Consider the following 24,619-nt stretch of genomic DNA (forward strand, 5'->3'; position numbering starts at 1 on the left):
CTAGTAGACCGTGATGAGATTTTGTCACGGTCTTTTTTGCATGCATTTCAAAAGCGATTTAACTAATAATTGTAAATTTTCTTATTGCATTTCCGCATCGTTCGTTATATTATTTACTTGTGTTCTTGTTAAAGAACGGAAATGAATATTGCATACTTCAAATAATATAAAACAACGGAGAGGGAGAGAGACGATGAAATTAATTTGGAAGGTGATTAGCAACGTTATCTCATTTGTTTTATTTGCGGTAATGGTTTGTTTAGCTTTTGTAGTTATTTCTTCAAAAGCGAGTGGTGGTGATCCAACAGTGATGGGATATCAATTTAAGAGCGTTCTTTCAGGATCGATGGAACCAACATTTTTAACAGGATCAATCATTGCGATAGAGCCAACGAAAGATGGTTCTAAATATAAAAAAGGTGATGTTATTACGTTTAAAGAGAAAGATGACAAAATTATCACTCACCGTATTATCGGTGTGAAAGATACAAATGGAAAAGTAATGTATGAAACAAAAGGGGATAACAACAACGGACCAGATTTAGCACCAGTACTTGCAGAGAATGTAATTGGAAAGTATGCAGATATTACAGTTCCATACGCTGGTTATGGACTGAATTATGCGAGTTCAAAAGCGGGAGCAGCATTACTTCTCATTATTCCTGGAGTCTTTTTACTTGGCTATTCCGCAATTTCTATTTTTGGCGCTATTCGTAGCATTGACGGAGAAAAGAAAGATAAAAAAGTAGAACAATCCGTCTAGTTCGTTTGGTTATACTTTCCGTTTAGGAAGTTAACAAATATATATATATTAAGGGGATATGGACATGACTTTAAAGAAAAAATTAGGAATGGGTATCGCATCAGCAGTATTAGGAGCAGCATTAGTTGGTGGAGGAACATTTGCATACTTTAGCGATAAAGAAGTGTCAAATAATACATTTGCGGCTGGTACGCTTGATTTATCATTAAATCCATCAACAGTTGTTAATGTATCTAATTTAAAACCTGGTGATACAATTGAAAAAGAATTTAAACTAGAAAATAAAGGCTCTTTAGATATTAAAAAGGTTCTATTAAAAACAGACTATAATGTAGAAGATACGAAGAAAGATAATAAAGATGATTTTGGTAAACATATTAAAGTAACATTCTTAAAAAATGTAGATAAGCATGAGATGATTGTGAAAGAAACTACATTAGATAAATTGAAGGGTGATACACTTACAGCAGTAAATAATGATTTAGCTGCTTGGTTCTGGGATGAAAAAGGTATTTCTGCAGGTAAATCTGATAAATTCAAAGTGAAATTTGAATTCGTTGATAATAAAAAAGACCAAAATGAATTCCAAGGCGATAAGTTACAATTAACTTGGACGTTTGATGCACAGCAAGGCGATGGTGAAACGAAATAATAATGACAACAAAAAGAGACTATCAAAAGTGGTAGTCTCTTTTTGTGTTAAAAGAGAAATGTAAAAAGAAACATAATTTTTATATCATTTTGTAATTCACTTTATTATAATAAAGGTATAGTTCTTGATAAAGAACAAGTTGTTCGATAGGAGAGATTAAAATGCTGAAGGCACCTCGCAAATTCAAAAAGATGCTTATATTGCCATGTTTGTGCTCTATTACTTTTTATTTAGGTTCTCAAATGATGACTTATACAGAGGCAGCTTTCATTCATGAGACGAAAGTGCAGGCTACTATTTCTACAGCAAGTATTTTTCCAAAAACAGTTGATCAGTTGACAGAACAAGCTAAGCAACATAAGGAAGTAATTTTGCATGAGTATGAAGAGATGAAATCGAAAGTAACTTTCACTTCCACTCAAGAATTAGAACAGGCGCTTGTTACGTGGAAGCAAGGACGTGAGAAAATTGTTACTGAGAGGGAACTGTTACAAAAGGTATATGCATCAATAGAAAATCCTTATAACAAAGTGAAAGAAGAGTTAAAGGGAAATAAAAGTGAATCTAATAAGCAAGTATTCTCGTATGTGAATGCTGGTTTTCATATAGTTAAAGAGCACTGTGAGTATGTTGATAAAGAGGTTAATTTACAGGTGATTGATAAACAAATTCAAGCTTTTGAAAAATTATTAGTAGATGAAACAGCAAAGCAAGTGAGTGAGGCTGAGAAGCAAAAGAAATTAGAAGAGAGTAAGAAGCAAGAAGAAGCGAAAAAGCTAGAAGAGAGCAAGAAACAAGAAGAGGCGAAAAAGTTAGAAGAGAGTAAGAAGCAAGAAGAAGCGAAAAAGCTAGAAGAGAGCAAGAAACAAGAAGAGGCGAAAAAGCTAGAAGAGAGTAAGAAACAAGAAGAGGCGAAAAAACTAGAAGAGAGTAAGAAGCAAGAAGAGGCGAAAAAGTTAGAAGAAAGTAAGAAACAAGAAGAACAGAAGGAATAGTAAGTAAAATACAGCAGCATTTCGGAAGGAATAAATACAATGATAAGACAAATAGGTGAGAGAGCCCTACGACTCACCTATTTGCTTTGTTTTTCTTATTTCACTATTCGTGGGTATAAGGTCTTCACCTAAAAATTTAACGAATGCGAGGAAGTTAGTTGGCAGCCCACCGCTTGGTGAAGGTTAATGATCAGTGGGGATGGACAGAAAAACACTGATTAAAGTTTCACTTTATTTCTCAATACTTTTCTGAAAAAAAGGAAAAAATGTTGAGAAATAAAAATAATCAAAATATATATTGTATTTATATAGTCTTGTTCGTTATAATGAACTTAAGGTTTTAAAAAAAGAACAAATATTAGCTAAGCTAATATAGTTTTAGTTACACCTCTTATTTTGAAATAAGAGATAAAAATACAAAAAACAGCTAGGGGGAATTGATTGTGAGTCTGAAAAAGAAATTAGGTATGGGAGTTGCATCAGCAGCATTGGGGTTATCTTTAATTGGTGGAGGAACATTCGCTTACTTTAGCGATAAAGAAGTATCAAACAATACATTTGCAGCTGGGACGTTAGATCTTACATTAAACCCTAAAACGCTTGTAGATATTAAAGATTTAAAACCAGGGGATTCTGTTAAGAAAGAGTTCTTATTAAAGAACGACGGTACGTTAGCAATTAAAGACGTTAAATTAGCGACAAAGTATACTGTTAAAGATGCAAAAGGTGATAATGCTGGTGAAGACTTCGGTAAGCACATTAAAGTGAAATTCCTTTGGAACTGGGATAAACAAAGTGAGCCTGTATATGAAACAACTTTAGCAGATTTACAAAATGTGGATCCAGATGTTTTAGCTAAAGACATCTTTGCTCCAGAGTGGGCAGAGAACGGTGGTCTAGCACCAAATTCAGAAGACTATCTATGGGTACAATTTGTATTCGAAGATGATGGTAAAGATCAAAACAAATTCCAAGGCGATTCATTGAACTTAGAATGGACATTCAACGCAAGCCAAACAGATGGCGAAGAAAAATAATAAAGCAAAAAGCGGGGATTCCCCCGCTTTTTTTTATAAAGAAAAAAAGAAGTGCCCGTTTTAAGCACTCTTTCATATGTATTATTGTTGATTTTTCTTCCATTGTGTAAATTCAAGAAATTCACGAAACTGTTCTTTTGAGACACCGGAGCTCATCGCATCTTTAACGAGTTGTGTCCATTCGGAGTCTAGATGACTTTCTGTTGTTGTTTCATCGTGAAGTAACGTATCAACTGGAATTTGTAGAACAGATGAAATTTTTTCGAGAAACTGAATGGAAGGGTTTTTTTGTAAATTTCGTTCTATAGAACTAATGTAAGATTTAGCTACACCAGCTTTTTCGGCGAGTTCTGTTAGTGAAATGCCCTTTTGTAAACGAAGGCGTTTTATACGTTCTCCTATCATATTTGCGCACCTTTCTATCAATATGTAGTCGTCTTATGATGTGATTATTATAACATAAACTTCGTTAAAAAGAACGAGGCTATTGAGCCTGGCTCGTATGCTTCATACGTTGGAAAAAGTGTTCAATATCTTGCAGGGCAATGCCAGCATCTAGAGCTTCAAGTATTAAATCAATCCATTCTTGATCTAGTGAGTCAGCCTTATCTTTGTACAAATGTAATTCCTCCCTAATTATTGGTCATAATTGCTGCTACATAGTAGACGATAATTAATCGAATTTTATATTTTATGTATCAAATTATCGAATATTGTGTAGATGAAACAAAGATAAAATCCCCATTAAATTCTCTCTATGGAAATTATAAGGTTTCTGCCAAAAATTTTCAATATTTTCTGAAAACATTGTTGAATTGTGATATATTCGTATACTAACTATGAAATTTTTACAAATATATTAAAAAAATTACATAATGTGACTAAATATTGAAAAAATATTGAATATTTAATAAAATAAAATATGTAATACATATTTTATATTAGGGGAGGAAATAAGGGATGATAAAGAAACCATTTAAAGTGTTATCAACAATTGCTTTGACAGCTGCTTTAGGCCTTTCGTTTGGGGCTGGAAGCCAGTCTGCGTATGCAGAAACGCCTGGGGATAAAACAGCTACAAGCCCAGTTGATGATCATTTAATCCCAGAAGAGAGATTAGCAAATGCGCTAAAAGAACGTGGGGTAATTGATTCGTCGGCTTCAGAGACAGAAACAAAGAAAGCTGTCGAAAAGTATGTAGAGAAGAAAAAGGGTGAAAATCCTGGAAAAGAAGCGACAAATGGGGACCCACTTACGAAAGATGCATCTGACTTTTTAAAGAAAGTGAAAGATGCGAAAGCAGAAACGAAAGAAAAATCAGAGCAACCAGCAAACGGGACTGCAGCAGGAACAGGTCCAGTTAAAGGGGGCTTAAATGGTAAAGTACCAACTTCACCAGCAAAACAAAAAGGATATAACGGTGAAGTTCGTAAAGACAAAGTACTCGTTTTACTTGTAGAGTATGCTGATTTCAAACATAACAATATTGATAAAGAGCCTGGCTATATGTATTCGAACGATTTTAATAAAGAGCACTATGAAAAAATGTTATTCGGTAACGAGCCGTTTACGTTAGATGATGGAAGTAAAATTGAAACGTTTAAACAATATTATGAAGAGCAATCAGGTGGTAGTTACACAGTGGACGGAACAGTCACAAAATGGTTAACAGTTCCAGGTAAAGCTGCTGATTACGGTGCAGATGCTGGTACAGGTCATGATAATAAAGGACCAAAAGGACCACGTGATCTAGTAAAAGATGCATTAAAAGCGGCTGTAGATAGCGGACTTGATTTATCACAGTTTGATCAGTTCGATCAATATGATGTAAATGGTGATGGGAATCAAAATCAACCGGACGGTTTAATCGATCACTTAATGATTATTCATGCGGGTGTTGGACAAGAAGCTGGCGGTGGTAAATTAGGTGATGATGCAATTTGGTCACATCGCTGGACAGTTGGACCAAAACCATTCGCAATTGAAGGTACAAAAGCGAAAGTTCCATATTGGGGCGGAAATATGGCAGCATTCGACTACACAATTGAACCAGAAGATGGCGCGGTTGGTGTATTCGCACATGAATATGGCCATGATTTAGGTCTTCCAGATGAGTATGATACACAGTATAGCGGTCAGGGTGAACCGGTTGAAGCTTGGTCTATTATGAGTGGCGGAAGCTGGGCTGGTAAAATCGCAGGAACAACGCCAACGAGTTTATCACCACAAAATAAAGAGTTTTTCCAAAAAACAATCGGTGGTAACTGGGCGAACATCGTAGAAGTAGATTACGAGAAATTAAATAAAGGTATCGGTCTTGCAACATACTTAGACCAAAGTGTTACGAAGTCAGATCGTCCAGGTCTGATTCGTGTTAACTTACCAGATAAAGAGGTAAAAGGAATTCAGCCTGCATTTGGTAAACAGTATTACTACAGCACAAAAGGTGATGACCTTCATACAACGATGGAAACGCCACTATTCGATTTAACGAAAGCAACGACTGCAAAATTCGATTATAAGTCATTGTATGAAATCGAAGCAGAGTACGATTTCCTTGAAGTACACGCTGTAACAGAAGATGGACAAAAAACGTTGATTGAAAGAATTGGTGAGAAAGCAAATAGTGGAAATGCAGCTACGACAAATGGAAAATGGGTTGATAAATCATATGATTTAAGTCAATTCAAAGGTAAGAAAGTAAAATTAACATTTGAGTACATTACGGATGGTGGCTTAGCATTAAATGGTTTCCTACTTGATAATGCGTCACTAACTGTAGATGGAAATGTTGCATTCTCTGATGATGCAGAAGGTACACCACAATTCAAATTGGACGGTTTCGTTGCATCTAACGGAATGGATAAGAAAAAGCATAACTACTATGTAGAGTGGAGAAACTATGCGGGTTCAGATAACGCATTGAAATTTGCTCGCGGTCCAGTATATAACACTGGTATGGTTGTATGGTATGCGGATTCAGCTTACACAGATAACTGGGTTGGCATACATCCAGGACATGGTTTCCTTGGTGTAGTTGACTCTCATCCAGAAGCAATTGCAGGAACTTTAAATGGCAAACCAACATTTAAAAGCAGTACGCGATTCCAAATTGCTGATTCGGCGTTCTCATTCGACAAAACGCCAGCTTGGAAAGTGGTATCTCCAACGCGTGGAACATTCGTATACGATGGATTACCAGGAGTACCGAAGTTTGATGACTCTAAAAAGTATATTAATGAGCAAATTCCAGATGCAGGACGTATTTTACCGAAGCTTGGTCTGAAGTTTGAAGTAGTAGGACAAGCTGATGATAATTCTGCAGGTGCTGTTCGTTTATATCGTTAATACAGTAAAACTACCGAGAGATTTTCTTTCGGTAGTTTTTTTGTGAGCAATGAATTTTATATAAAGGGAAAAGTTATATATAATGTAACTTTAAGAATAGAAATTTGTTACATATGAAGTCTATATAAATAATGAAAGAATTGGATAAAAATAGTGGAAGAAGGTGAGCGGATGAGTATTTCCTCTATTGTAAATAAACAAAAGGAATATTTTTATAAAGGACATACGAGAAATGTAGAAACAAGAAAGAATAATTTGCAGAAGCTTTATGAAGGAATTCAGCGTTTTGAGGATGAGATTTTTCAAGCGTTGAAATTAGATTTGAATAAATCAGTTCACGAATCATTTACAACAGAAATTGGATATGTACTAAAAGAGATTTCTTTTCAAATGAAGCATATTTCATCTTGGAGTAAACCAAAGCGTGTTCGCACAGCTCTTACTCATTTTGGATCGAAGGGGAAAGTAGCGCCAGAACCGTATGGTGTGACACTTATTATCGCACCGTGGAACTATCCGTTTCAATTAGCAATTGCCCCACTTGTAGGAGCATTGGCAGCTGGAAATACAGTCGTTTTAAAGCCGTCAGAGTTAACTCCAAACGTTTCAAAAGTACTTACGAGAATGTTAGGTGAATTATTCCCAGAAGAGCTTGTATCGGTAATAGAAGGCGGTGTGGAGGAAAGCACTGCACTTTTAAAGGAACCGTTTGACTATATTTTCTTTACAGGTAGTGTTGGTGTTGGAAAAGTTGTGATGGAAGCAGCGGCAAAAAAATTAACGCCTCTTACGTTAGAACTTGGCGGGAAAAGTCCATGTATTGTACATAAAGATGCCAAAATAGATGTAACCGCAAGACGTATCGTTTGGGGCAAGTTTTTGAATGCTGGGCAGACGTGTGTAGCGCCTGATTATATGTACGTTCATTCTTCAGTGAAAGAGCAGTTAATCGAGGCGTTGCGACATGAAATCGCAGAGCAATATGGAAAAGATGCTTTGCAAAATGACAATTATGTGCGAATTGTGAGTGAGCGTCATTTTGAACGTTTATGTACATTTTTGCAAGATGGTAAACCTGTGATTGGCGGGAATTATACGAAAGAAACATTACACATCGAACCGACAGTGTTAACGAATGTTACATGGCAAAGTGCTGTTATGGAAGATGAAATTTTTGGGCCGATTTTACCAATTATAGAATATGACAAAATAGAAGAGGTAATTGAAACGATTCAGCACCATCCAAAGCCGTTAGCACTATATGTATTTTCTGAAGATAGAAAAGTGCAAGAGAAAGTGACGAGTAATATTTCATATGGCGGAGGATGTATAAATGATGTCGTATATCATCTTGCAACGCCATATTTACCTTTTGGGGGCGTTGGAAGTAGTGGATTAGGCAGCTATCATGGTGAACAAAGTTTTCGGACTTTTTCCCATTATAAAAGCATTTTGTCCCAATCTACAGCATTCGACATGAAAATTCGTTACTCTTCTACAAAAAGTGCTTTAAAATTCATACGAAAGTTGTTAAAATGATGATGGTGTTTATCAGTAGGCGTAGCCGTATGATAAAAACCCCTTCGCAACTGAAGGGGTTTTTCTGTTCGACATATGTATCATGCGAAAATGAATCAAACATACTACATAAAGAATAGAAGAGAACGCTGCTAAACAACCATTTTTGTTTGGATCGAAACAAAAAAATAGTCTATAGAACATAAATATTTATTCATGAATATAAAAATTAAAATTTAAGGTAGATAGGACGGGAAAATGAAAAAGATTATTAAAGTTGAAGCAGTAGAAAAACATTTTGGAAATCAAGTGATTATCCCCCCTCTTTCTTTAGATATTAAAGAAGGAGAATTTTTAACAATTTTAGGACCGAGTGGTTGCGGGAAAACGACTTTACTTCGTATGATCGCAGGATTTGAAACCCCAACTAAAGGGAATCTTTTATTAGATGATGAAAAGATTAACGATTTGCCGCCATACAAGCGTCATATGAATTTAGTGTTCCAACATTACGCATTATTCCCACATATGAATGTTGAAAAAAATATTTGTTTCGGTATGAAAATGCAAAAAGTATCAGCAGCAGAACAGAAAGAACGTGCGGAAGAGGCAATGCGTTTAACGCAGTTACTTGAGTTCCGTAATCGTAAACCTTCGAAGCTTTCTGGTGGACAGCAGCAGCGTGTAGCAATTGCAAGAGCAATTGTAAACAACCCACGTGTATTACTATTAGATGAGCCACTTGGAGCGCTTGACTTTAAGTTAAGAAAAGATTTGCAACGTGAATTGAAAAACTTACAACGTAATTTAGGAATTACGTTCATATATGTAACGCACGATCAAGAAGAAGCGATGAGTATGAGTGATCGTATTGTCGTTATGAATAAAGGGCATATCGAACAAGTCGGCACGCCTAAGGAAATTTACAATAAGCCGAAAACATTGTTTGTTGCGACGTTCATCGGTGAAAATAATATCGTGAAAAATGGGGAAAACTACGTAGCAGTTCGCCCTGAAAATGTAAAAGTTCGCTCGGTTGAAGAGCCAATTTTAAAAGAATACCATCTTGGACATATTGAAGATATTGAATTTGTTGGAAATATGGAAAAGCTATATGTACGTGAGGAAAAAACAGCGGAATTACTAATGGCATACCAAACTGCTGAAGAAGCAACGCAGTGGAGCATTGGAGATAATGTATATGTAGGCTGGGAGCAAGAGGACGAGGTGACCTTAAATTGAAGAAAGGGAAATTACTCGCATTACCTACAGTCGTATGGCTGTTACTCTTCTTCCTAATTCCACTTCTGTTCGTATTAGCATTTGCCTTCATGCAGCGCGGAGCATACGGGACAGTGGAAATGAAATTTACATTAGATAACATAGCACGTGTGTTTGACCCATTATATATGGGGACGTTATGGGAAACAGTGAAGATAGCTGTTATTACGACAGTACTATGTTTATTAATCGGTTATCCATTCGCCTATACAATTACAATTGTTGATCGTAAATATCGTTCTATCCTTCTATTATTGGCAACGATTCCGTTCTGGATTAACTTTCTTGTTCGTTCATACGCATGGATTGTTATTTTACGTTCACAAGGTCTTGTAAACACATTGCTATTGAAACTAGGTATTATTAGTGAACCTTTAAATCTGCTATATAATACGCCTTCTGTAATACTCGGAATGGTATATTCTTTATTACCATTTATGATTTTACCAGTGTATGCAGCAATTGAGCAGCTTGATAAGCGTAAGCTAGAGGCGGCTTATGATTTAGGAGCAACACCAGTAAAGGCATTTTGGAATGTAACAGTACCGATGACGATGTCAGGGATTACAACTGGTTCTATTTTAGTATTCGTTTCTTCTATCGGAATGTTTGTTGTATCAGACGTTATGGGTGGATCGAAAGTAGCATTAATCGGAAACGTAATTCAAAACCAATTCTTAGGTTCACGTGACTGGCCATTTGGTTCCGCGTTATCTATGATTGTTGTTCTATTCTCTGTTCTGTTAATTTACTTATATTATCGTGCAACGAAAGTATATAAATATGATGGAAACGGAGGGGAATAGGCAAAAATGAAGAAGTTTTTAGTTTCTTATTCTTGGTTAATCTTATTGTTTTTGTATTTTCCAATGATGGTTTTAATGGTATATTCCTTCAACGATTCTCGCATTAATGCGGAATGGGAGGGCTTTACACTCCATTGGTATACAGATTTATTTCAAAAACAAGATGTTATTGATGCGTTTGTAAATAGTATGACGATTGCTGTTATAACGACAATTGTGACGACAGTTCTTGGTGTGATTTTTGCTATTGCATTACACCGTTACAAATATCGTTTTGAAGGGGCCATTAACGGTCTTGTATATTTACCAATTTTAATTCCTGATATTTTAATGGGATTATCTTTACTTATCCTATTTAGTCAATTAGGTATGGAACTTGGAAAAACAACAATTATTATTGCACACATTACATTCAGTATTTCATTTGTTGTTGTTATTTTAGCGGCACGTCTTTCTGGTATGGGACGTGATTTAGAAGAGGCTGCAAACGATTTAGGAGCAACGCCGTGGCAAACGTTTCGTTATGTAACGTTTCCAGCAATTGCACCAGGAGTTATTTCAGCCGCATTATTAACATTCACATTATCGATTGATGATTTTGTAATTAGTTTCTTCGTATCAGGACCAGGATCAACAACATTGCCATTATACATTTATAGTATGGTTAAGCGTGGAGTATCACCTGAAATTAATGCTCTTTCTACAATATTAATTGTTGTAATTGTAGGATTAATGGTGCTATCGGAAATTTTCCGTAATAAAGGTGCAGACGGTGAAGAGAACTCTGGAGGACACCTTCCTTTATAATACGAATGATATAGAAAGAACGAGGAGGTAATAAACCGATGAAATTAGTGAAGAGATTAGCTGGTATAGCAATTAGCTTCAGTCTTGCTGCAGGTGTACTTGCTGGTTGTGGTGAGAAAAAAGAAGAATTAAACATTTATAGCTGGGCGGACAATTTTGATGAGCAAGTTTTAAAAGATTTTGAAAAGAAATATAACGTGAAAATTAACTACGATAAATATGCAAGTAATGAAGAAATGCTTGCAAAATTACAAGCTGGTGGCGCGACATATGATTTAATTCAGCCATCTGATTACATGGTGAAAACGATGGCGAAGATGGACTTATTAGCGCCTTTAGATAAGAAGAATATCCCGAACATCGAGAACCTTGTTTCTAACTTTAAAACACCTGCGTTTGATCCAGAGAATAAGTATTCTCTAGTATATACTTGGGGTGTAACAGGAATTGCATACAATAAAAAGTATGTGAAAGAAACACCTACAAGCTGGAATGATTTATGGAACGAGAAATATAAAGGACATGTTACTTTATTAAACGATTCTCGTGAAGTATTAGGAATGGGACTTAAGAAAAACGGTTTCTCTAATAGCACGAAAGAGGATGCACAGTTAAAGACAGCGTCTGCTGATTTGCAGAAGCTACTTCCAAACTTATTAGCATTCGATACAGATAATATTAAACAAAAATTCATTACAGAAGATGCTTGGATCGGGACAGTTTGGTCTGGAGACGCAGCATTCATTGCGAAAGACAATAAAGATGTAGGATACGTTGTACCAAAAGAAGGTGGCACAATTTGGGCTGATACGTTAGCAATTCCAAAAGGTGCGAAAAATAAAGAACTTGCAGAGAAGTTTATGAACTACTTATTAGATGAAAAAGTAAGTGTGAAAAACTACGAGTCAATTGGTTACAGTAATCCAAATGAAAAAGCTCATCCTCTTCATAGTAAAGAATATCGTGATAATCACATGATCTTCTTAACAAAAGAAGAATTAGATCGTACAGAGTGGCTTGTTGATGTAGACGATAAGTTAAAAGACTACGATCGCTACTGGACAGAGCTGAAAACAAAAGGTAAATAAGTAAGAAAATGCGGTTTCTAAAGTAGAAATCGCATTTTTTCATAGTAGGAGGAAATCGATTGAAGAAAAAGTTACATCAGTATGAGTTAATGTGTATCATTTTATTGTTTGTTCTATTTAGCATCATCGCTTGGAGGGTACATGTAGGTGGTGTTACAATGATGGATACATACGTACGTGATATGGTAAAAGGATTACAAACAGAAAGCTCAATTACATTCTTCACATATTTTACAAAGTTAGGATCTGCAATTGGAGTTATAACGACACTAATTATAAGTTTGCTCGTTTTTTGGAAAAAACGTTATTATGCTGCTATGATCGTGTATCCAATGGCTATATTAACGACACATCTTGTTAATAAAGGGATAAAAGAAATTGTAAAAAGAGACCGTCCATCATTAAACGAGGCACTTGATGCACTTGGATATAGCTTCCCAAGTGGACATGCAATGCTATCTATTATGTCATTTGGTTTTCTTGCCTATATCATTGCTGCGAATTTGAAGAGCATAGCTGGAAAATGTGGTATTACGATTTCAATGGGCATATTAATTATATTGATTGGATTAAGTAGAGTTATTTTAAATGTTCATTACCCGACTGATATTTTAGCTGGTTACTGTGCAGGTGGCATTTTGTTAATCATCGCAATTTATTGTCATCGTTTACTTACCGTGAGATTGGGACTTAATAACGAGAGATAAAAAAACGTCTAGAAAAACTAGTATTATAGTTTTTCTAGACGTTTTTTGTTTATGGGGAGATGTGATAAAGTATAAATGACAAGTGAATTATATAAAGTAGGTGAAAATGAGTGAAGACAAATGTACATAAAATTGATAAGTGGGGGAAGTTAGGAACTTTTTTGTATCAATTTCGTTATACAGTAATTGTAGCATTACTACTACTTGCGATAGTGCTCGGTATTTTTGCTCCAAAACTTCCAGGAGTATTGGGCGGTGATGGTTTCCAAACAGAAGGGGATTATCAAAAGACGAAAGAAATTTTAGATAAGGATTTTAAGCAGTCTCAAGATACACTTTTACTCGTTTTTGAGAAGGAAAAGGATACTTCGCATGAGGAGTTCCAAAAGCGTATAGAGGGGATAATAAATCAAATTGAAGAGAAAGAAAAATACGAATCTTTCCATCATCCAATGCAAAATAAAGAGATGTTACAAGATGATATCGGTTATGCGACGATTTTATTTTCCGGGAAAACAAATAAAGAACGAATGGAAAAGACATTACAATTTGCCGGGAAAATCGAGAAGGAAAGTAATAGCCTATTAAAAGTAACACCGACAGGATATCCGAAAATTAATCAAGAGATTAATGAAAGAACGCAAAATGATTTAAAAGTAGCAGAGATGATTGGATTACCTATTGCTTTTCTCGTACTATTATTCTCATTTGGTAGTCTGATTGCGTCTATTTTACCGATTGTAAATGGCGCGCTTAGTGTCATTAGTACGATGGGGATTTTATATTTTATAGGTAGTGATAAAGAGCTATCTATTTTCGTGTTAAATGTCGCGCCGATGATTGGGCTCGCATTATCAATTGATTTCGCACTGTTATTTGTAAATCGTTTTCGAGAAGAAGTTGCGAAGAGAACAGTGAAAGAAGCGATAGCGATTACGTATCAAACGGCAGGGCGTGCTATCGTATTTTCAGGGTTATGTGTATTCGTCGGTTTATCAGGCTTATTTTTCTTTAAGATAGATTATATTCAGTCTGTTGCTATTAGCGGGATGATTGTCGTTATTATGAGCATTTTGTTTTCGCTCACACTTCTTCCAGCGCTATTATCTTTAATTGGTAAAAGGATATTAAAAAAGAATCAGGCGGCGCCTACGCCATCAAATGTATGGCGTAAATTTGCACAGTTTGTAATGAAACATCCAATCGTCATGATTATTGTTGTTACAACATTTATTGTTATTTGTTTATTACCGCTACGTACAGCTAACTTGCAGTTTCCTGGTGTTGAAGCGTTACCTGAAAAGAGTGATACGAGAGTTGCATTTGAGAAGTATGAAGAAGCCTTTAATAAAACTGTCCAAACACACGCTGATGTGACATTAGTAGTAGAGACGAAGAAAGATATAATAGAAAAAGAAAGTTTACAAAAGATAGAAGCTGTTGTTCAAAAGTTAAAAGACGATAAGCAAGTATATAAGGTGAAAAGTGTATATGACGGGCTAAATGGAATGAAAGCAGATCAAGTTGCTGGAATGTTACAGTCGCTAGAGGCTGCGAAAATAGCTCCTGTATTTGAAGCGTATACGAAAGGGAATAAAACAACAATGGAAGTCTTTTTGGATACGAAGCCAAGTACAGAAACCGCAAAACAATGGGTTCGTGATTTCAAAAAGAATTATAAAGAAAATGATGTTACTTATTATTTGGGCGGTATGACGACGTTCCAGCAAGAGTTAGAAGATGAAATTAAAGATAAAGTTGCAATTGGTATGTCTGTTATATTTGGATCAACCTTTGTCATTTTATTATTCGCATTCCGCTCTATACTCATTCCAATTAAAGCTATTATTATGAACGTACTTAGTTTAAGTGCAACAATTGGAATTGTAATTTGGTTATTTGAAGGTGGCCATTTCGGATTAGAAGAGAGTTCAGTTTTATTTGTATTACCAATCTTTATTTTCGGCCTCGTATTTGGGCTTAGCATGGATTATGAAGTATTTCTTATTTCACGTATTCATGAGCTCTATGAAGAAACAGGGGATAACGATCAAGCAACGTTAGAAGGGCTTGTTTCGACAAGTAGGATTATTACGTCCGCCGCTTTAATTATGATTGTTGTTACCGGTGCGTTCGCCTTTACTGATATTTTACCAGTAAAGCAGATGGGGCTTGGGGTTGCATTAGCAATATTTCTTGATGCAACAATTATCCGTCTTATGCTCGTACCAAGTTTAATGAAATTGTTTGGGGATTGGAACTGGTGGCTACCATTTCGAAAGAAAAGAGAAAAATCATCATAAAAAAACTCATCTATAAGATGAGTTTTTTTATGAATAGCAGGGCCCATATTTTGCGCATAGTATGTGATAAGAACATTACATACAAGTAGGTGAAGGCAATGTTTCGTTATTTTAAGTTTAAGCTAAATGATACAGTACAGTTTGCTGAAAACGATGGGCATATGTATCGCATTGTCGGTTATCGGTTGGAAAAAGGGTTTTACCCAAAAGATGAATGGACTCATATTATTTATGAACTGCTTAGAGACTTTGACGGGTATACGATGGATGCGGAAGAAGAGGAACTTGTAAAAGTCATTCAAGTAGAGGATGAGTATTACAAAATACAAGAAGTATCGGGGTATCGCTATCCAGTAAAAATGAAGCAAAAGCAACAAGTTATGAAAGGAGAGAAAATAGACGACTTATTAGATACGTACAACGACTATAAACGATTGGCGGATTTCTTTAAAGATTTATTGTATGAACAAAAAGCTGAAGAAGTGTTGCAGGAAATGAAAAGGCTTAGAGCGTGAGGGGACAGTCGATTATAAGGCTGTCCTCTATTTTTGACGGTGCATCAAATTATGTTTTCCGTTACAATGAGAGAATCAATAGAAATAAGGTGATTATAGTATGGAAACAAAGAAAAAGGGCGAATGGTGCGAAATTACGGTTCCAGCGACGTGGAATGGTATAAGTATTGAGTCGTTGTTAAAAGTAGAATGGGAAGTACCAAAAAAGTTATTACATCAGCTTCGTATGGAAAAAGGTGTTACGGTTAACGGAGAACAAAGGAGATGGAATGAACTTTTAAAAGAAGGAGATAAGTTACAAGTTCATATGTTTATGGAGGAGGAGTACGGCGTAGAGCCGGAATATGGTGAATTAAATGTAGTGTTTGAAGACGATCACGTACTCATTGTAAATAAGCAGGGGCAAATGGATACACATCCTTCTGAAAAAAATGGGACGGGAACACTTGCCAATCTTGTTGCTTTTCATTTTCAAATGCAAGGTTTAGAGACGAAGGTTCGGCATATCCATAGATTAGATAAAGATACGACAGGTGGTGTTGTATTCGCAAAACATAGAATTGCGGGTGCAATTATGGATCGTTTATTAATGGAACGGAAAATCAAAAGAACGTATATGGCACTTGTTGAAGGAAAAGTAAAAAAGAAGCAGGGGACAATTGATGCAGCTATCGGAAGAGATCGACATCATGCTACAAGGCGTCGTGTTTCTCCAAAGGGAGACCAAGCTATAACGTATTATAAAGTAGAGAAATATTTTAAAAAACAAAATGCGACGCTCGTAACGTTACAGTTAGAAACTGGTAGAACGCATCAAATTCGCGTTCATATGAGCTATAATGGAAATCCATTAGTTGGGGATGTATTATATGGTGGGCAAACAACATATATGTCCGGGCAAGCGTTACATGCGATGAAGATTAATTTTTTGCATCCGATTACGAAAGAAGAGATCGTTGTTGACGTACCTTTCCCTACAAATTTAAACGATACAATGAAAAAATTTGAAAGAGAAAATAGGTAAAGTGTAAGTTTAAAGTTGAAAAAGGTAGATTTTTGCAGGGATTTCTCTGAAAGAGGCGAAGCCGTTAAGAGAAAAGAGAGGTGAGAATTACTTGATCAAATATAAATATATGCTAGGGATATTTTTCGCTTGTCTTTTACTTACTTTATGTATTTATCCATATTTACCAACTCGTATGGCAGTGCATTGGAACGAGAATGGTGGAGCGAACGAGTTTATGAGTAAACAAGTTGTCGTATTATTTATCCCTGTCCTTATTATTATTTTACATGGATTAGTATATGTTATTTTACATAATATATATAAGTTTAATGAAGGAGAGTATTTCATTATAAATGGATTTATAAAGAGTATTACTTTATTTATGATGTTTGTCCATATACTAATTCTCTTTATTAATTTGGGAAGTATTATATCCTTTCAGACAGGACTAACGATTGGAATTAGTATGTTTCTTTTTATGTTTAGTAAAGTGTTTAAAAAGGTGAAGGATAGAGAGAAAGAACCGATCAAATTACAAAAAATCCGTTTAGTTAGTAGGCGAATCTTTCAAGTGATGGCATGCAGCATATTATTTTCGTTGCTTTTGAGCCTGAAGTGGGGATTTTACTTGTTAATTAGTGTAATAAGCTGCGGGTCTATTTTGTTTATGTTCTATATTTTATACGCATACATATTAGAAAGCTATGAAACATAAAAAAAGAGTCTTCTCCTAGAAGACTCTCTTTTTATTTACTTCGTAATAAATTGTTGTGTCCAGTAGTTGCCGCTTTCTACATAGCCAACACCGATATGAGTGAAGCCACTATTTAAGATGTTTGCACGGTGTCCGGCACTGTTCATCCAAGCTTGTACAACTTCTTCTGGAGTACGTTGTCCTTGGGCGATGTTTTCACCTGCAGATTTATAAGAAATACCAAATTTTTTCATCATGTCAAACGGAGACCCGTATGTAGGGCTGTTATGATCAAAGTAGTTGTTTTTTTGCATATCTTCAGACTTAATGCGTGCTACTTTGCTTAATTCATTATCGATTTGTAATGCTGATAAGCCTTGTTTTGTACGCTCTGCGTTTGTTAATTCAACAACGCGTTGTTCGAATTCGCTTAAAGATTTTGCTTCTTCAGCAGGCTTTTGCTCAGCAGGTTTTTGTGTTTCGTTTTGAGTATTGTTGTTTTCAGCTGGTTTTTGAGCTTCTGGTTTAGCAACTTCTTCAGCAGGCTTTTGTTCAGCTGGTTTTTGAGTTTCCTCAGCAGGCTTTTGAGCTTCTGGCTTAGCTGTTGGTTGTTCAGTAACAACATTTTCAGTAGGCTGTTGACCAGGAATGAAGCAATCTTGTTGGAATTGTCCTTGGTTCCATTGTGCTAATGATTCAACTCCCATAGATTGTAAGAATGCTTGTAATTCTTGTTGGCTCATTTGCTTCATCATCATTTTTGAATGCTGAATATTTTGAACCTTTATGTTAGATGGTTGTACTGTTGCAGCTTGTGCATCTAAAGAAGATACTCCTAAAGTAAGAGCTGTTGCAGCAGCTACAGATAATAAAACACGCTTTTTCATGATGTGTGTCCCCCTATATAAAGTTTTAATTTGTTTTCACACGATTTGTTTTTGACAGCCTGTCTGACTGACCAATTCATCGTAGCATACAATTTGCGAGAAAAAAGATGGAAAAAAATTCATAGACTTAAAAATTTCCTAATTTATCCTAAGAGGAGGAAAGGGATGAAATAAGAGAAACATAGAGTATAAAAGGAATTTTTAGCATTTTTATACTTGGTTTTAAGAGGGGGTTTTTGGATAAATGTACCTATATTAAAAATGAAGAATCCTATTGTATCAATGATTTTAGCATTTTTTTGAGGAATATACTGGATGTATTTTTACAAAACTGTAATGTTTCTGTTGTTCTTTTTTATAATAAAGTAACATATTTTTAATGTTGTAGCGGACAAAAAAGCGGCTATCTCTTTACATAGACGAAGGAGATAGCCGTTTTCCTATTATTACGTATGTTACGAGTTATTACGAGTTGGTTTCAATTGCTTCTAATAATAGATCAACAATGTGAATTCCTCTCATTTTATGAGAAAGACCTTCACGTTCAATACCTAGTTTCATTTGTAATAGACATCCAGGGTTTGCAGTAACAATTGTCGCTGCATCTGTTTCATGTACACGGTCCATTTTGTAATCTAGAAATTCCATTGATAACTCCGAATGGACAATATTATAAATACCAGCAGAACCACAGCAACGGTCCGCATCTTTCATTTCGTGGTATGTTGCGCCTTGAATGGCCTCTAGTAACATACGAGGTTCCGAAGATGTTCGCATAACATTGCGTAAATGACAAGAGTCTTGATACGTAATGATTTGCGGCGTGAGTCGTAAGTCATTACGTTTATGGAAATCTAGTTCTACTAGTATAGCAGTAATATCTTTAATTTTAGAAACAAATTGCTTTGCGCGTTCAGCCCATTTGGGATCATCTTTTAACAGATAATCATAGTCTACGAGGTAAGCTCCGCAACCACCTGCATTCGTAATAATATAGTCGATGTTTAAATCTTCGAATGCTTCTATATTTCGTTTTGCTAATTCTTTTGCTCCACTCTTTTCACCAGCATGCCCATGTAACGCCCCGCAGCAACTTTGTGTTTTCGGAATAACGATATCACAACCAGCTAACTGAAGAAGTTTCATCGTTGCGTTATTTGTTTCTAAAAACATCGTATCCATTAAACAGCCTGTGAAGAATGCAACTTGTTTCTTCTTTGCCACCTCAGCAGGTAAAAATTCAGGACGATCTTTCATTGCTTTCATTTTAGGGATTTTTGGCAAAACGAGGTCCATCGTTGCAAGTGTTTCAGGGAATAACTTCATAATACCTGTTTTATGTGTTAGCGTTTGTAAACCAGAACGCTGGTAAAATCCGATTAGTCCTGTTAATGTTCGCATTCGGTTTTGATGCGGGAATAGTCCTTCAAAAACAACTTTACGAACAGCTCTCACGGGCATGGAGAACTTTTTATTTTGATTAATAATATCACGAGCTTCTTCTAATAAATGTCCATAATTCACACCAGATGGACAAACAGGTTCACAAGCGCGGCAGCCAAGGCAAACATTTAATGTATCTTCAACATCTTCATCCGGCTCAATTAAACCATCAACGACGGCTTTCATTAAGGCGATACGTCCGCGTGGGGAATGTGATTCTTTATACCCAGATTGAATGTAAGTAGGGCAAGTTGGTAAACAAAAGCCGCATCGCATACAGTTTAGTAGTTCATCTTCACTTAATCGTTCTTTAAATTCCTTTTGAATGTTTTCTTTATTTAATGTGGTCATCGTTCAACCACCACTCTTTTACGAGAGTCTTTCGCGAACATCTTTCCAGGATTCATAATGTTGTTTGGGTCGAAGGCTTGTTTAATCCCTTGCATAGCAGCAATACCTTCTTTACCTAATTTCATTTCTAAATACGGAGCTTTCATTGCGCCAACACCATGTTCACCAGTAATCGTACCACCAAGCTCAATCGCTTTCGCAAATATTTCAGCAAAAGCTTGTTCGGCACGATGCATTTCTTCTTCATTACGGGCATCTGTCATACAAGTCGGATGCAAATTACCATCACCAGCATGACCAAAAGTACAAATAGGAATATTATATTTCTTTGCAATTGCATTAATTGCTTCAACCATTGGAGCGATTTGTGAACGTGGTACAGTTGCATCTTCTAATATTGTTGTCGGTTTTAGTCTTGCAAGTGCTGATAGTGCACTACGGCGTGCTGTACGAAGCGCATCTGCTTCGGCTTCATCTTTTGCAACGCGAACATCGACCGCATTCATAGCACGGCAAACGTTAGCCATTTTTTCGATATCGCGATTGACAACCTCGGGCGGGCCATCTTGTTCAATTAATAAAATTGCTTTAACGTCAGTTGGTAAACCGATTTGTGCAAACTCTTCTACAACTTCAATTGTTGGTTGGTCTAAAAACTCAAGTGTCGCCGGAATAATTTTATTTGCAATAATAGCAGAAACAGCTCGAGCAGCTTCGTTAATATCTTCATATAGCGCAAGCATCGTTTTCTTCGTTTCAGGCATAGGGACAAGTTTTAATATAGCTTCCGTAACAACACCAAGTGTTCCTTCAGAACCAATAAATAAACGAGTTAAATCATAACCAGCTACATCTTTTGCTAATTTACCGCCAGTGCGAATGATATCGCCGTTCGGTAAGACAATTTCAAGCCCCATTACATAATCACGTGTTACGCCATATTTTAAACCACGTAATCCGCCGGAGTTTTCATTAATGTTACCGCCGATTGTAGAAATTTTCATAGAGCTTGGATCTGGTGGATAAAATAAACCTTTTTCTTCTACTGCTTTAATAATATCAAGTGTAATAACACCAGCTTGTACAGTAATTGTTAAATTCTCTTCGTCAATTTCTAAAATATTGTTCATATGGCGGAAAATAAGGACGATACCACCTTCAAGTGGACACGTTCCAGCGCAAAGATTTGTTCCAGACCCGCGAACGTATACTGGGATTTTATGAGTGTTACACACTTTTAACACGTCTGCTATTTCATTTGTATTACGAGGAGCAATGACTGCATCAGGCATCGCTTGGAAGTTTGGAGTGGCATCATAACTATAAGTTAAACGCCCCATATTGGATGTATCTACATTATCTTCGCCAACAATAGATACAAATGAATCAATAATTTGCTTTTCTAACATTGGAAATCCCCCTCAAACTGTTAACGTATTTCGTCATAATAAAAAACGTTGTAACAGTGCTTTCATTATAATGATAAAAAAGTTGGAGGATTCTTTCTATGTACAATCATCTAAAGATTAATCGATTTTATCGTTATTTTTTGTATGATTATCTAATAAAAGGAGTGCGAAGTATAAAACATTTAAATCTTTGAATTGTTTCGGGTCAAGTCCTGTATGTTCTTCAATCTTTTTTAGCCTGTAATGCAATGTGTTAATGTGTATATGTAATTGCTCAGCTGTCTGCTTATAAGATTGGTTATAATCGATAAATAAACGTAAAGTGTGCATAAGCTCAGGAGATGATACTAAGTTTTCAATGGTACGCTCTAGAAACTGTTCTCGAGTTTCAGTAGAAATATCTTGTAAGCACATTTCTAAACGTAAATCTTCATTAAATACAATTTTTTTCGTTTCAAGTGATACTGAAAGGGCGCTTAATGCTTGTTCGTACGATAAGTTCATATTGCTTGGCGTAACTGTTTGTCCAATCCCGATATATAAAGTAATAGAAAATAAAGTTTCACAGTCTTGTTTTAACCGTTTTAAAAATTGAAAGGTTTGCTCTTTGGATTGGATTGTTGTAAACAAAATAAACCGATCATTTCCCCAGCGAACAAATAAATTTTCTTTTGCTAAAATGTTGCGCATATGTTGCCAAATTTTACGCTGGAGCATCGTATTATCTTGGGTGATTGATAATAAAATAAGTTGTTTCTTCTTATATAAATCAATGCCAAGCGTTTTTGCACGATCGAGAAAACTTGGAGACCAGTCTGTATTTTGAAGCCAATCAAAGACAAATGCTTCATAAGAACGGTGCTCAAGTTCTAGTTGTTCTAAAAAGTAGTTTTCATGAATTAATAATTCGGTCATCTTACGTAATATTTCTCCGTATTGTGAAATATTTTCAGGTTCTCCTGTAATTCCAATCACGCCGATTACTTCGTCATGGAATAGTAAAGGAAGGTTCATCCCAGCTTTTACACCTTGCAGTCGTCGTTCATCATCTTTTGTAATAATGACAGTTTTTTTTTGTTTCGCACAGCGGAGTGCACCTTCATGAAATCGACCGATTCTTTCCGCATCTGTACTTGCCATAATAACGCCTTGTATATTAATAATAATAATGTTTTCAGTAATTAATCTGCGTACTTCACGTACAATTTTATTCGCTAAATCAGGAAAAAGCATAATTTACACACCTCAAATTCTATTTGTTGTACATTATATATGTAAGTTTATTAATAAAGGAAGATTTCACATTTTCCACACATTTATTTGTTATTTTACAATTATAACGAAATCATCCGAAGATGGAGGGAATCTTTTGAGAAAGTATGTTTTTCTTCTCTGTTTTTTATTTCTATTAGTAGGGTGTCAAGGAAGTTCGTATACACCGATTGCTAAAGATAAAAGTGTTATTATAACAACGAATATAAAGGAAGGTAGTATTAGTTTTATTGATAAAAAAACAAAGAAGCTATTAACAACATGGGAATTAAATGAGCCGATTGCGGGGGTTACGCTACTTCCAAATGGCGAGGAAATACTTGTTTATGGTAAGCAATTAGAATATATGTATGTATATTCACTAGCAGAAGGAAGACAAGTGGACAAATATAAGATTGGAAAAGGAATTGCTAATGTTATCGCATCAGATGATGGAACACAATTATTTGCTGCCGATCAAAATGAACAAAAGGTAAGGTTCTTTACGATAAAAGGAAAAGAGACAGGGAGTGTTTCAACAGGAAAAGGGCCGATAACGATGGTAGAGCATCATAACCAGTTATCTGTACTCAACTTTTATGATACGAAACTAACGACCATTGATACAAAGAAAAAAGAAGTGATACAGTCCTTTATGATTCCACCAGCATCAACAGGAGCAACGGTTAGCGCTGATGGGAAAGAAATATGGATTGGTGGACATGGTGATGGAAGTCAAGTGAATGAGAAAGTATTAGTGTATTCTTTACAAAGCGGAGAGATGATGCGTTCTTTACATGCTCCGTTTATGCCTGTGAATATAACAAAGGATGATAAGTATGTATATGCGCTAAGTCACGGTTCAAATACGCTTAGAAAGTTTGATGCAAGTACGTATCAAGAGGTAGGATTTGCAGAAGTAGGATCTAATCCATTTGCATTTTTGAAAAGCGGTGCAGAAGGATATGTAGCTAGTTATGATAGCGATGAAGTATGCGTAATGGATATGAAGAATATGAAAATAAAACAAACAATTAAAGTCGGAAAAGGACCGTTTCAACTCATAGAGAGAGAAGGGGAAGGACAATGAGTAAATATAACGTGCTAGTCGTAGATGACGAAAGTGATATGAGGCAACTTGTCGGAATGTACTTAGATAACTTCGGATACGAGTGGGGAGAAGCTGAAAATGGAAAAGAGGCACTTCGAAAATTAGAGACGGATCATTACGATTTCGTTGTACTAGATATTATGATGCCTGAGATGGATGGGCTTTCAGTTTGTAAAGAGATTCGAAAAACGTCGGATGTACCTATTATATTTTTAACAGCAAAAGGTGAAGAGTGGAATAGGGTGAACGGCTTGCGTATGGGAGCAGATGATTATATTGTAAAGCCATTTAGTCCCGGGGAACTAATTGCTCGTATGGAAGCTGTTTTAAGACGATATACAAAGCAAGAACAGCAAGAAGAGATTCAATTTGGACCGATTCTTATTAATGAAAAAAGTAGGAGGGTCGAGACGAATGGTGAGACGATTCCTCTTACGGTAAAGGAGTTCGATTTACTATATTTTCTTTGCCAACATAATGGACAAGTATTTAGCCGGGAACAATTGCTTGAAAAGGTGTGGGGATATGATTATGCAGGAAGTACAAGAACGGTAGATACGCATGTGAAAACGATGCGTCTAAAGCTAGGAGAAAGTGGAAACTACATTCAAACCGTTTGGGGTGTAGGTTATAAATTTGAGGTGTAA

23 protein-coding genes are annotated in these 24,619 nt (G+C 35.8%); 17 read left to right on the forward strand and 6 right to left on the reverse strand.

What is annotated here, in order from left to right; genetic code table 11:
- Window positions 1–193: 193 nt before the first annotated feature.
- The 4 genes from sipW to calY all read left to right on the forward strand — a co-directional run bounded on the left by sipW (window position 194) and on the right by calY (window position 3,447).
- Window positions 194–763 (forward strand): signal peptidase I SipW, encoded by a 570-nt coding sequence (gene sipW, locus JFU54_RS22550; protein WP_201066490.1) that lies wholly within the window; start codon window positions 194–196, stop codon window positions 761–763.
- Between the two features lie 64 nt (window positions 764–827).
- Window positions 828–1,415: a CalY family protein gene (locus JFU54_RS22555; RefSeq protein WP_201066492.1), complete on the forward strand. Its 588-nt coding sequence runs from the start codon at window positions 828–830 to the stop codon at window positions 1,413–1,415.
- A gap of 161 nt (window positions 1,416–1,576) precedes the next feature.
- Complete coding sequence (locus JFU54_RS22560; protein WP_201066494.1) at window positions 1,577–2,410, forward strand: DUF4047 domain-containing protein; 834 nt, start codon at window positions 1,577–1,579, stop codon at window positions 2,408–2,410.
- A gap of 443 nt (window positions 2,411–2,853) precedes the next feature.
- Window positions 2,854–3,447 (forward strand): biofilm matrix protein CalY, encoded by a 594-nt coding sequence (calY, locus tag JFU54_RS22565; RefSeq protein ID WP_002011472.1) that lies wholly within the window; start codon window positions 2,854–2,856, stop codon window positions 3,445–3,447.
- Between the two features lie 81 nt (window positions 3,448–3,528).
- On the opposite strand, the gene JFU54_RS22570 is transcribed toward calY, so the two are convergent.
- Window positions 3,529–3,852, reverse strand: a complete 324-nt coding sequence (locus tag JFU54_RS22570; RefSeq protein ID WP_201066496.1) for a helix-turn-helix domain-containing protein — start codon at window positions 3,850–3,852, stop codon at window positions 3,529–3,531.
- A gap of 79 nt (window positions 3,853–3,931) precedes the next feature.
- Window positions 3,932–4,066, reverse strand: a complete 135-nt coding sequence (locus JFU54_RS22575) for an anti-repressor SinI family protein (protein WP_002011474.1) — start codon at window positions 4,064–4,066, stop codon at window positions 3,932–3,934.
- A 341-nt stretch (window positions 4,067–4,407) separates the two neighbouring features.
- On the opposite strand from JFU54_RS22575, the gene inhA1 reads away from it, so the two are divergent.
- The 11 genes from inhA1 to JFU54_RS22630 all read left to right on the forward strand — a co-directional run bounded on the left by inhA1 (window position 4,408) and on the right by JFU54_RS22630 (window position 17,541).
- Entirely contained in the window at window positions 4,408–6,795 is a 2,388-nt protein-coding gene (gene inhA1 / locus JFU54_RS22580) for a M6 family metalloprotease immune inhibitor InhA1 (protein ID WP_002011475.1), read from the forward strand.
- A gap of 153 nt (window positions 6,796–6,948) precedes the next feature.
- The gene (locus tag JFU54_RS22585; protein WP_201066498.1) at window positions 6,949–8,334 is read left to right on the forward strand and encodes an aldehyde dehydrogenase; all 1,386 of its coding nucleotides are present in this window, start codon (window positions 6,949–6,951) and stop codon (window positions 8,332–8,334) included.
- 237 nt (window positions 8,335–8,571) lie between these two features.
- Window positions 8,572–9,555, forward strand: coding sequence for a spermidine/putrescine ABC transporter ATP-binding protein PotA (gene potA, locus JFU54_RS22590; RefSeq protein WP_002030425.1), 984 nt, complete (start codon window positions 8,572–8,574; stop codon window positions 9,553–9,555).
- Window positions 9,552–10,400, forward strand: coding sequence for a spermidine/putrescine ABC transporter permease PotB (gene potB / locus JFU54_RS22595; RefSeq protein WP_002126118.1), 849 nt, complete (start codon window positions 9,552–9,554; stop codon window positions 10,398–10,400). The genes potA and potB overlap by 4 nt, the downstream gene beginning before the upstream one ends.
- Before the next feature lie 6 nt (window positions 10,401–10,406).
- Window positions 10,407–11,207 (forward strand): spermidine/putrescine ABC transporter permease PotC, encoded by an 801-nt coding sequence (potC, locus tag JFU54_RS22600; protein ID WP_002011483.1) that lies wholly within the window; start codon window positions 10,407–10,409, stop codon window positions 11,205–11,207.
- A 38-nt stretch (window positions 11,208–11,245) separates the two neighbouring features.
- Complete coding sequence (gene potD, locus JFU54_RS22605) at window positions 11,246–12,295, forward strand: spermidine/putrescine ABC transporter substrate-binding protein PotD (RefSeq protein WP_002011485.1); 1,050 nt, start codon at window positions 11,246–11,248, stop codon at window positions 12,293–12,295.
- A 59-nt stretch (window positions 12,296–12,354) separates the two neighbouring features.
- Window positions 12,355–13,002, forward strand: a complete 648-nt coding sequence (locus tag JFU54_RS22610; RefSeq protein WP_201066500.1) for a phosphatase PAP2 family protein — start codon at window positions 12,355–12,357, stop codon at window positions 13,000–13,002.
- Window positions 13,003–13,112: 110 nt separating this feature from the next.
- Complete coding sequence (locus JFU54_RS22615; RefSeq protein ID WP_201066503.1) at window positions 13,113–15,305, forward strand: MMPL family transporter; 2,193 nt, start codon at window positions 13,113–13,115, stop codon at window positions 15,303–15,305.
- Between the two features lie 98 nt (window positions 15,306–15,403).
- The gene (locus JFU54_RS22620) at window positions 15,404–15,820 is read left to right on the forward strand and encodes a hypothetical protein (protein ID WP_002126125.1); all 417 of its coding nucleotides are present in this window, start codon (window positions 15,404–15,406) and stop codon (window positions 15,818–15,820) included.
- 100 nt (window positions 15,821–15,920) lie between these two features.
- Entirely contained in the window at window positions 15,921–16,844 is a 924-nt protein-coding gene (locus JFU54_RS22625; protein ID WP_002126127.1) for an RluA family pseudouridine synthase, read from the forward strand.
- A 91-nt stretch (window positions 16,845–16,935) separates the two neighbouring features.
- Window positions 16,936–17,541 carry a DUF1648 domain-containing protein gene (locus JFU54_RS22630; RefSeq protein ID WP_002126129.1) on the forward strand — a complete coding sequence of 202 codons (606 nt, stop codon included), beginning with the start codon at window positions 16,936–16,938 and terminating at the stop codon, window positions 17,539–17,541.
- A gap of 35 nt (window positions 17,542–17,576) precedes the next feature.
- Here JFU54_RS22630 and JFU54_RS22635 read toward each other — a convergent pair whose 3' ends face one another.
- The 4 genes from JFU54_RS22635 to JFU54_RS22650 form a co-directional block, all read right to left on the reverse strand.
- Window positions 17,577–18,407, reverse strand: a complete 831-nt coding sequence (locus tag JFU54_RS22635) for a CAP domain-containing protein (RefSeq protein ID WP_201066505.1) — start codon at window positions 18,405–18,407, stop codon at window positions 17,577–17,579.
- A gap of 465 nt (window positions 18,408–18,872) precedes the next feature.
- Window positions 18,873–20,201, reverse strand: coding sequence for a (Fe-S)-binding protein (locus JFU54_RS22640; RefSeq protein WP_201066507.1), 1,329 nt, complete (start codon window positions 20,199–20,201; stop codon window positions 18,873–18,875).
- Window positions 20,198–21,610 carry a glycolate oxidase subunit GlcD gene (gene glcD / locus JFU54_RS22645; protein ID WP_002188861.1) on the reverse strand — a complete coding sequence of 471 codons (1,413 nt, stop codon included), beginning with the start codon at window positions 21,608–21,610 and terminating at the stop codon, window positions 20,198–20,200. Before glcD ends, JFU54_RS22640 begins: the two co-directional genes overlap by 4 nt.
- Window positions 21,611–21,727: 117 nt before the next feature.
- A complete protein-coding gene (locus tag JFU54_RS22650) occupies window positions 21,728–22,843 on the reverse strand; it encodes a CdaR family transcriptional regulator (RefSeq protein WP_201066509.1) in 1,116 nt (371 codons plus the stop codon).
- 136 nt (window positions 22,844–22,979) lie between these two features.
- Between JFU54_RS22650 and JFU54_RS22655 the strand changes: the two genes are divergently transcribed.
- The gene (locus JFU54_RS22655) at window positions 22,980–23,951 is read left to right on the forward strand and encodes a YncE family protein (protein WP_002011594.1); all 972 of its coding nucleotides are present in this window, start codon (window positions 22,980–22,982) and stop codon (window positions 23,949–23,951) included.
- A complete protein-coding gene (locus JFU54_RS22660; protein WP_002126137.1) occupies window positions 23,948–24,619 on the forward strand; it encodes a response regulator transcription factor in 672 nt (223 codons plus the stop codon). Before JFU54_RS22655 ends, JFU54_RS22660 begins: the two co-directional genes overlap by 4 nt.

Origin of the sequence: Bacillus sp. TH19, assembly GCF_016651075.1 — a bacterium.
In the GTDB taxonomy this organism is placed as follows: domain Bacteria; phylum Bacillota; class Bacilli; order Bacillales; family Bacillaceae_G; genus Bacillus_A; species Bacillus_A mycoides.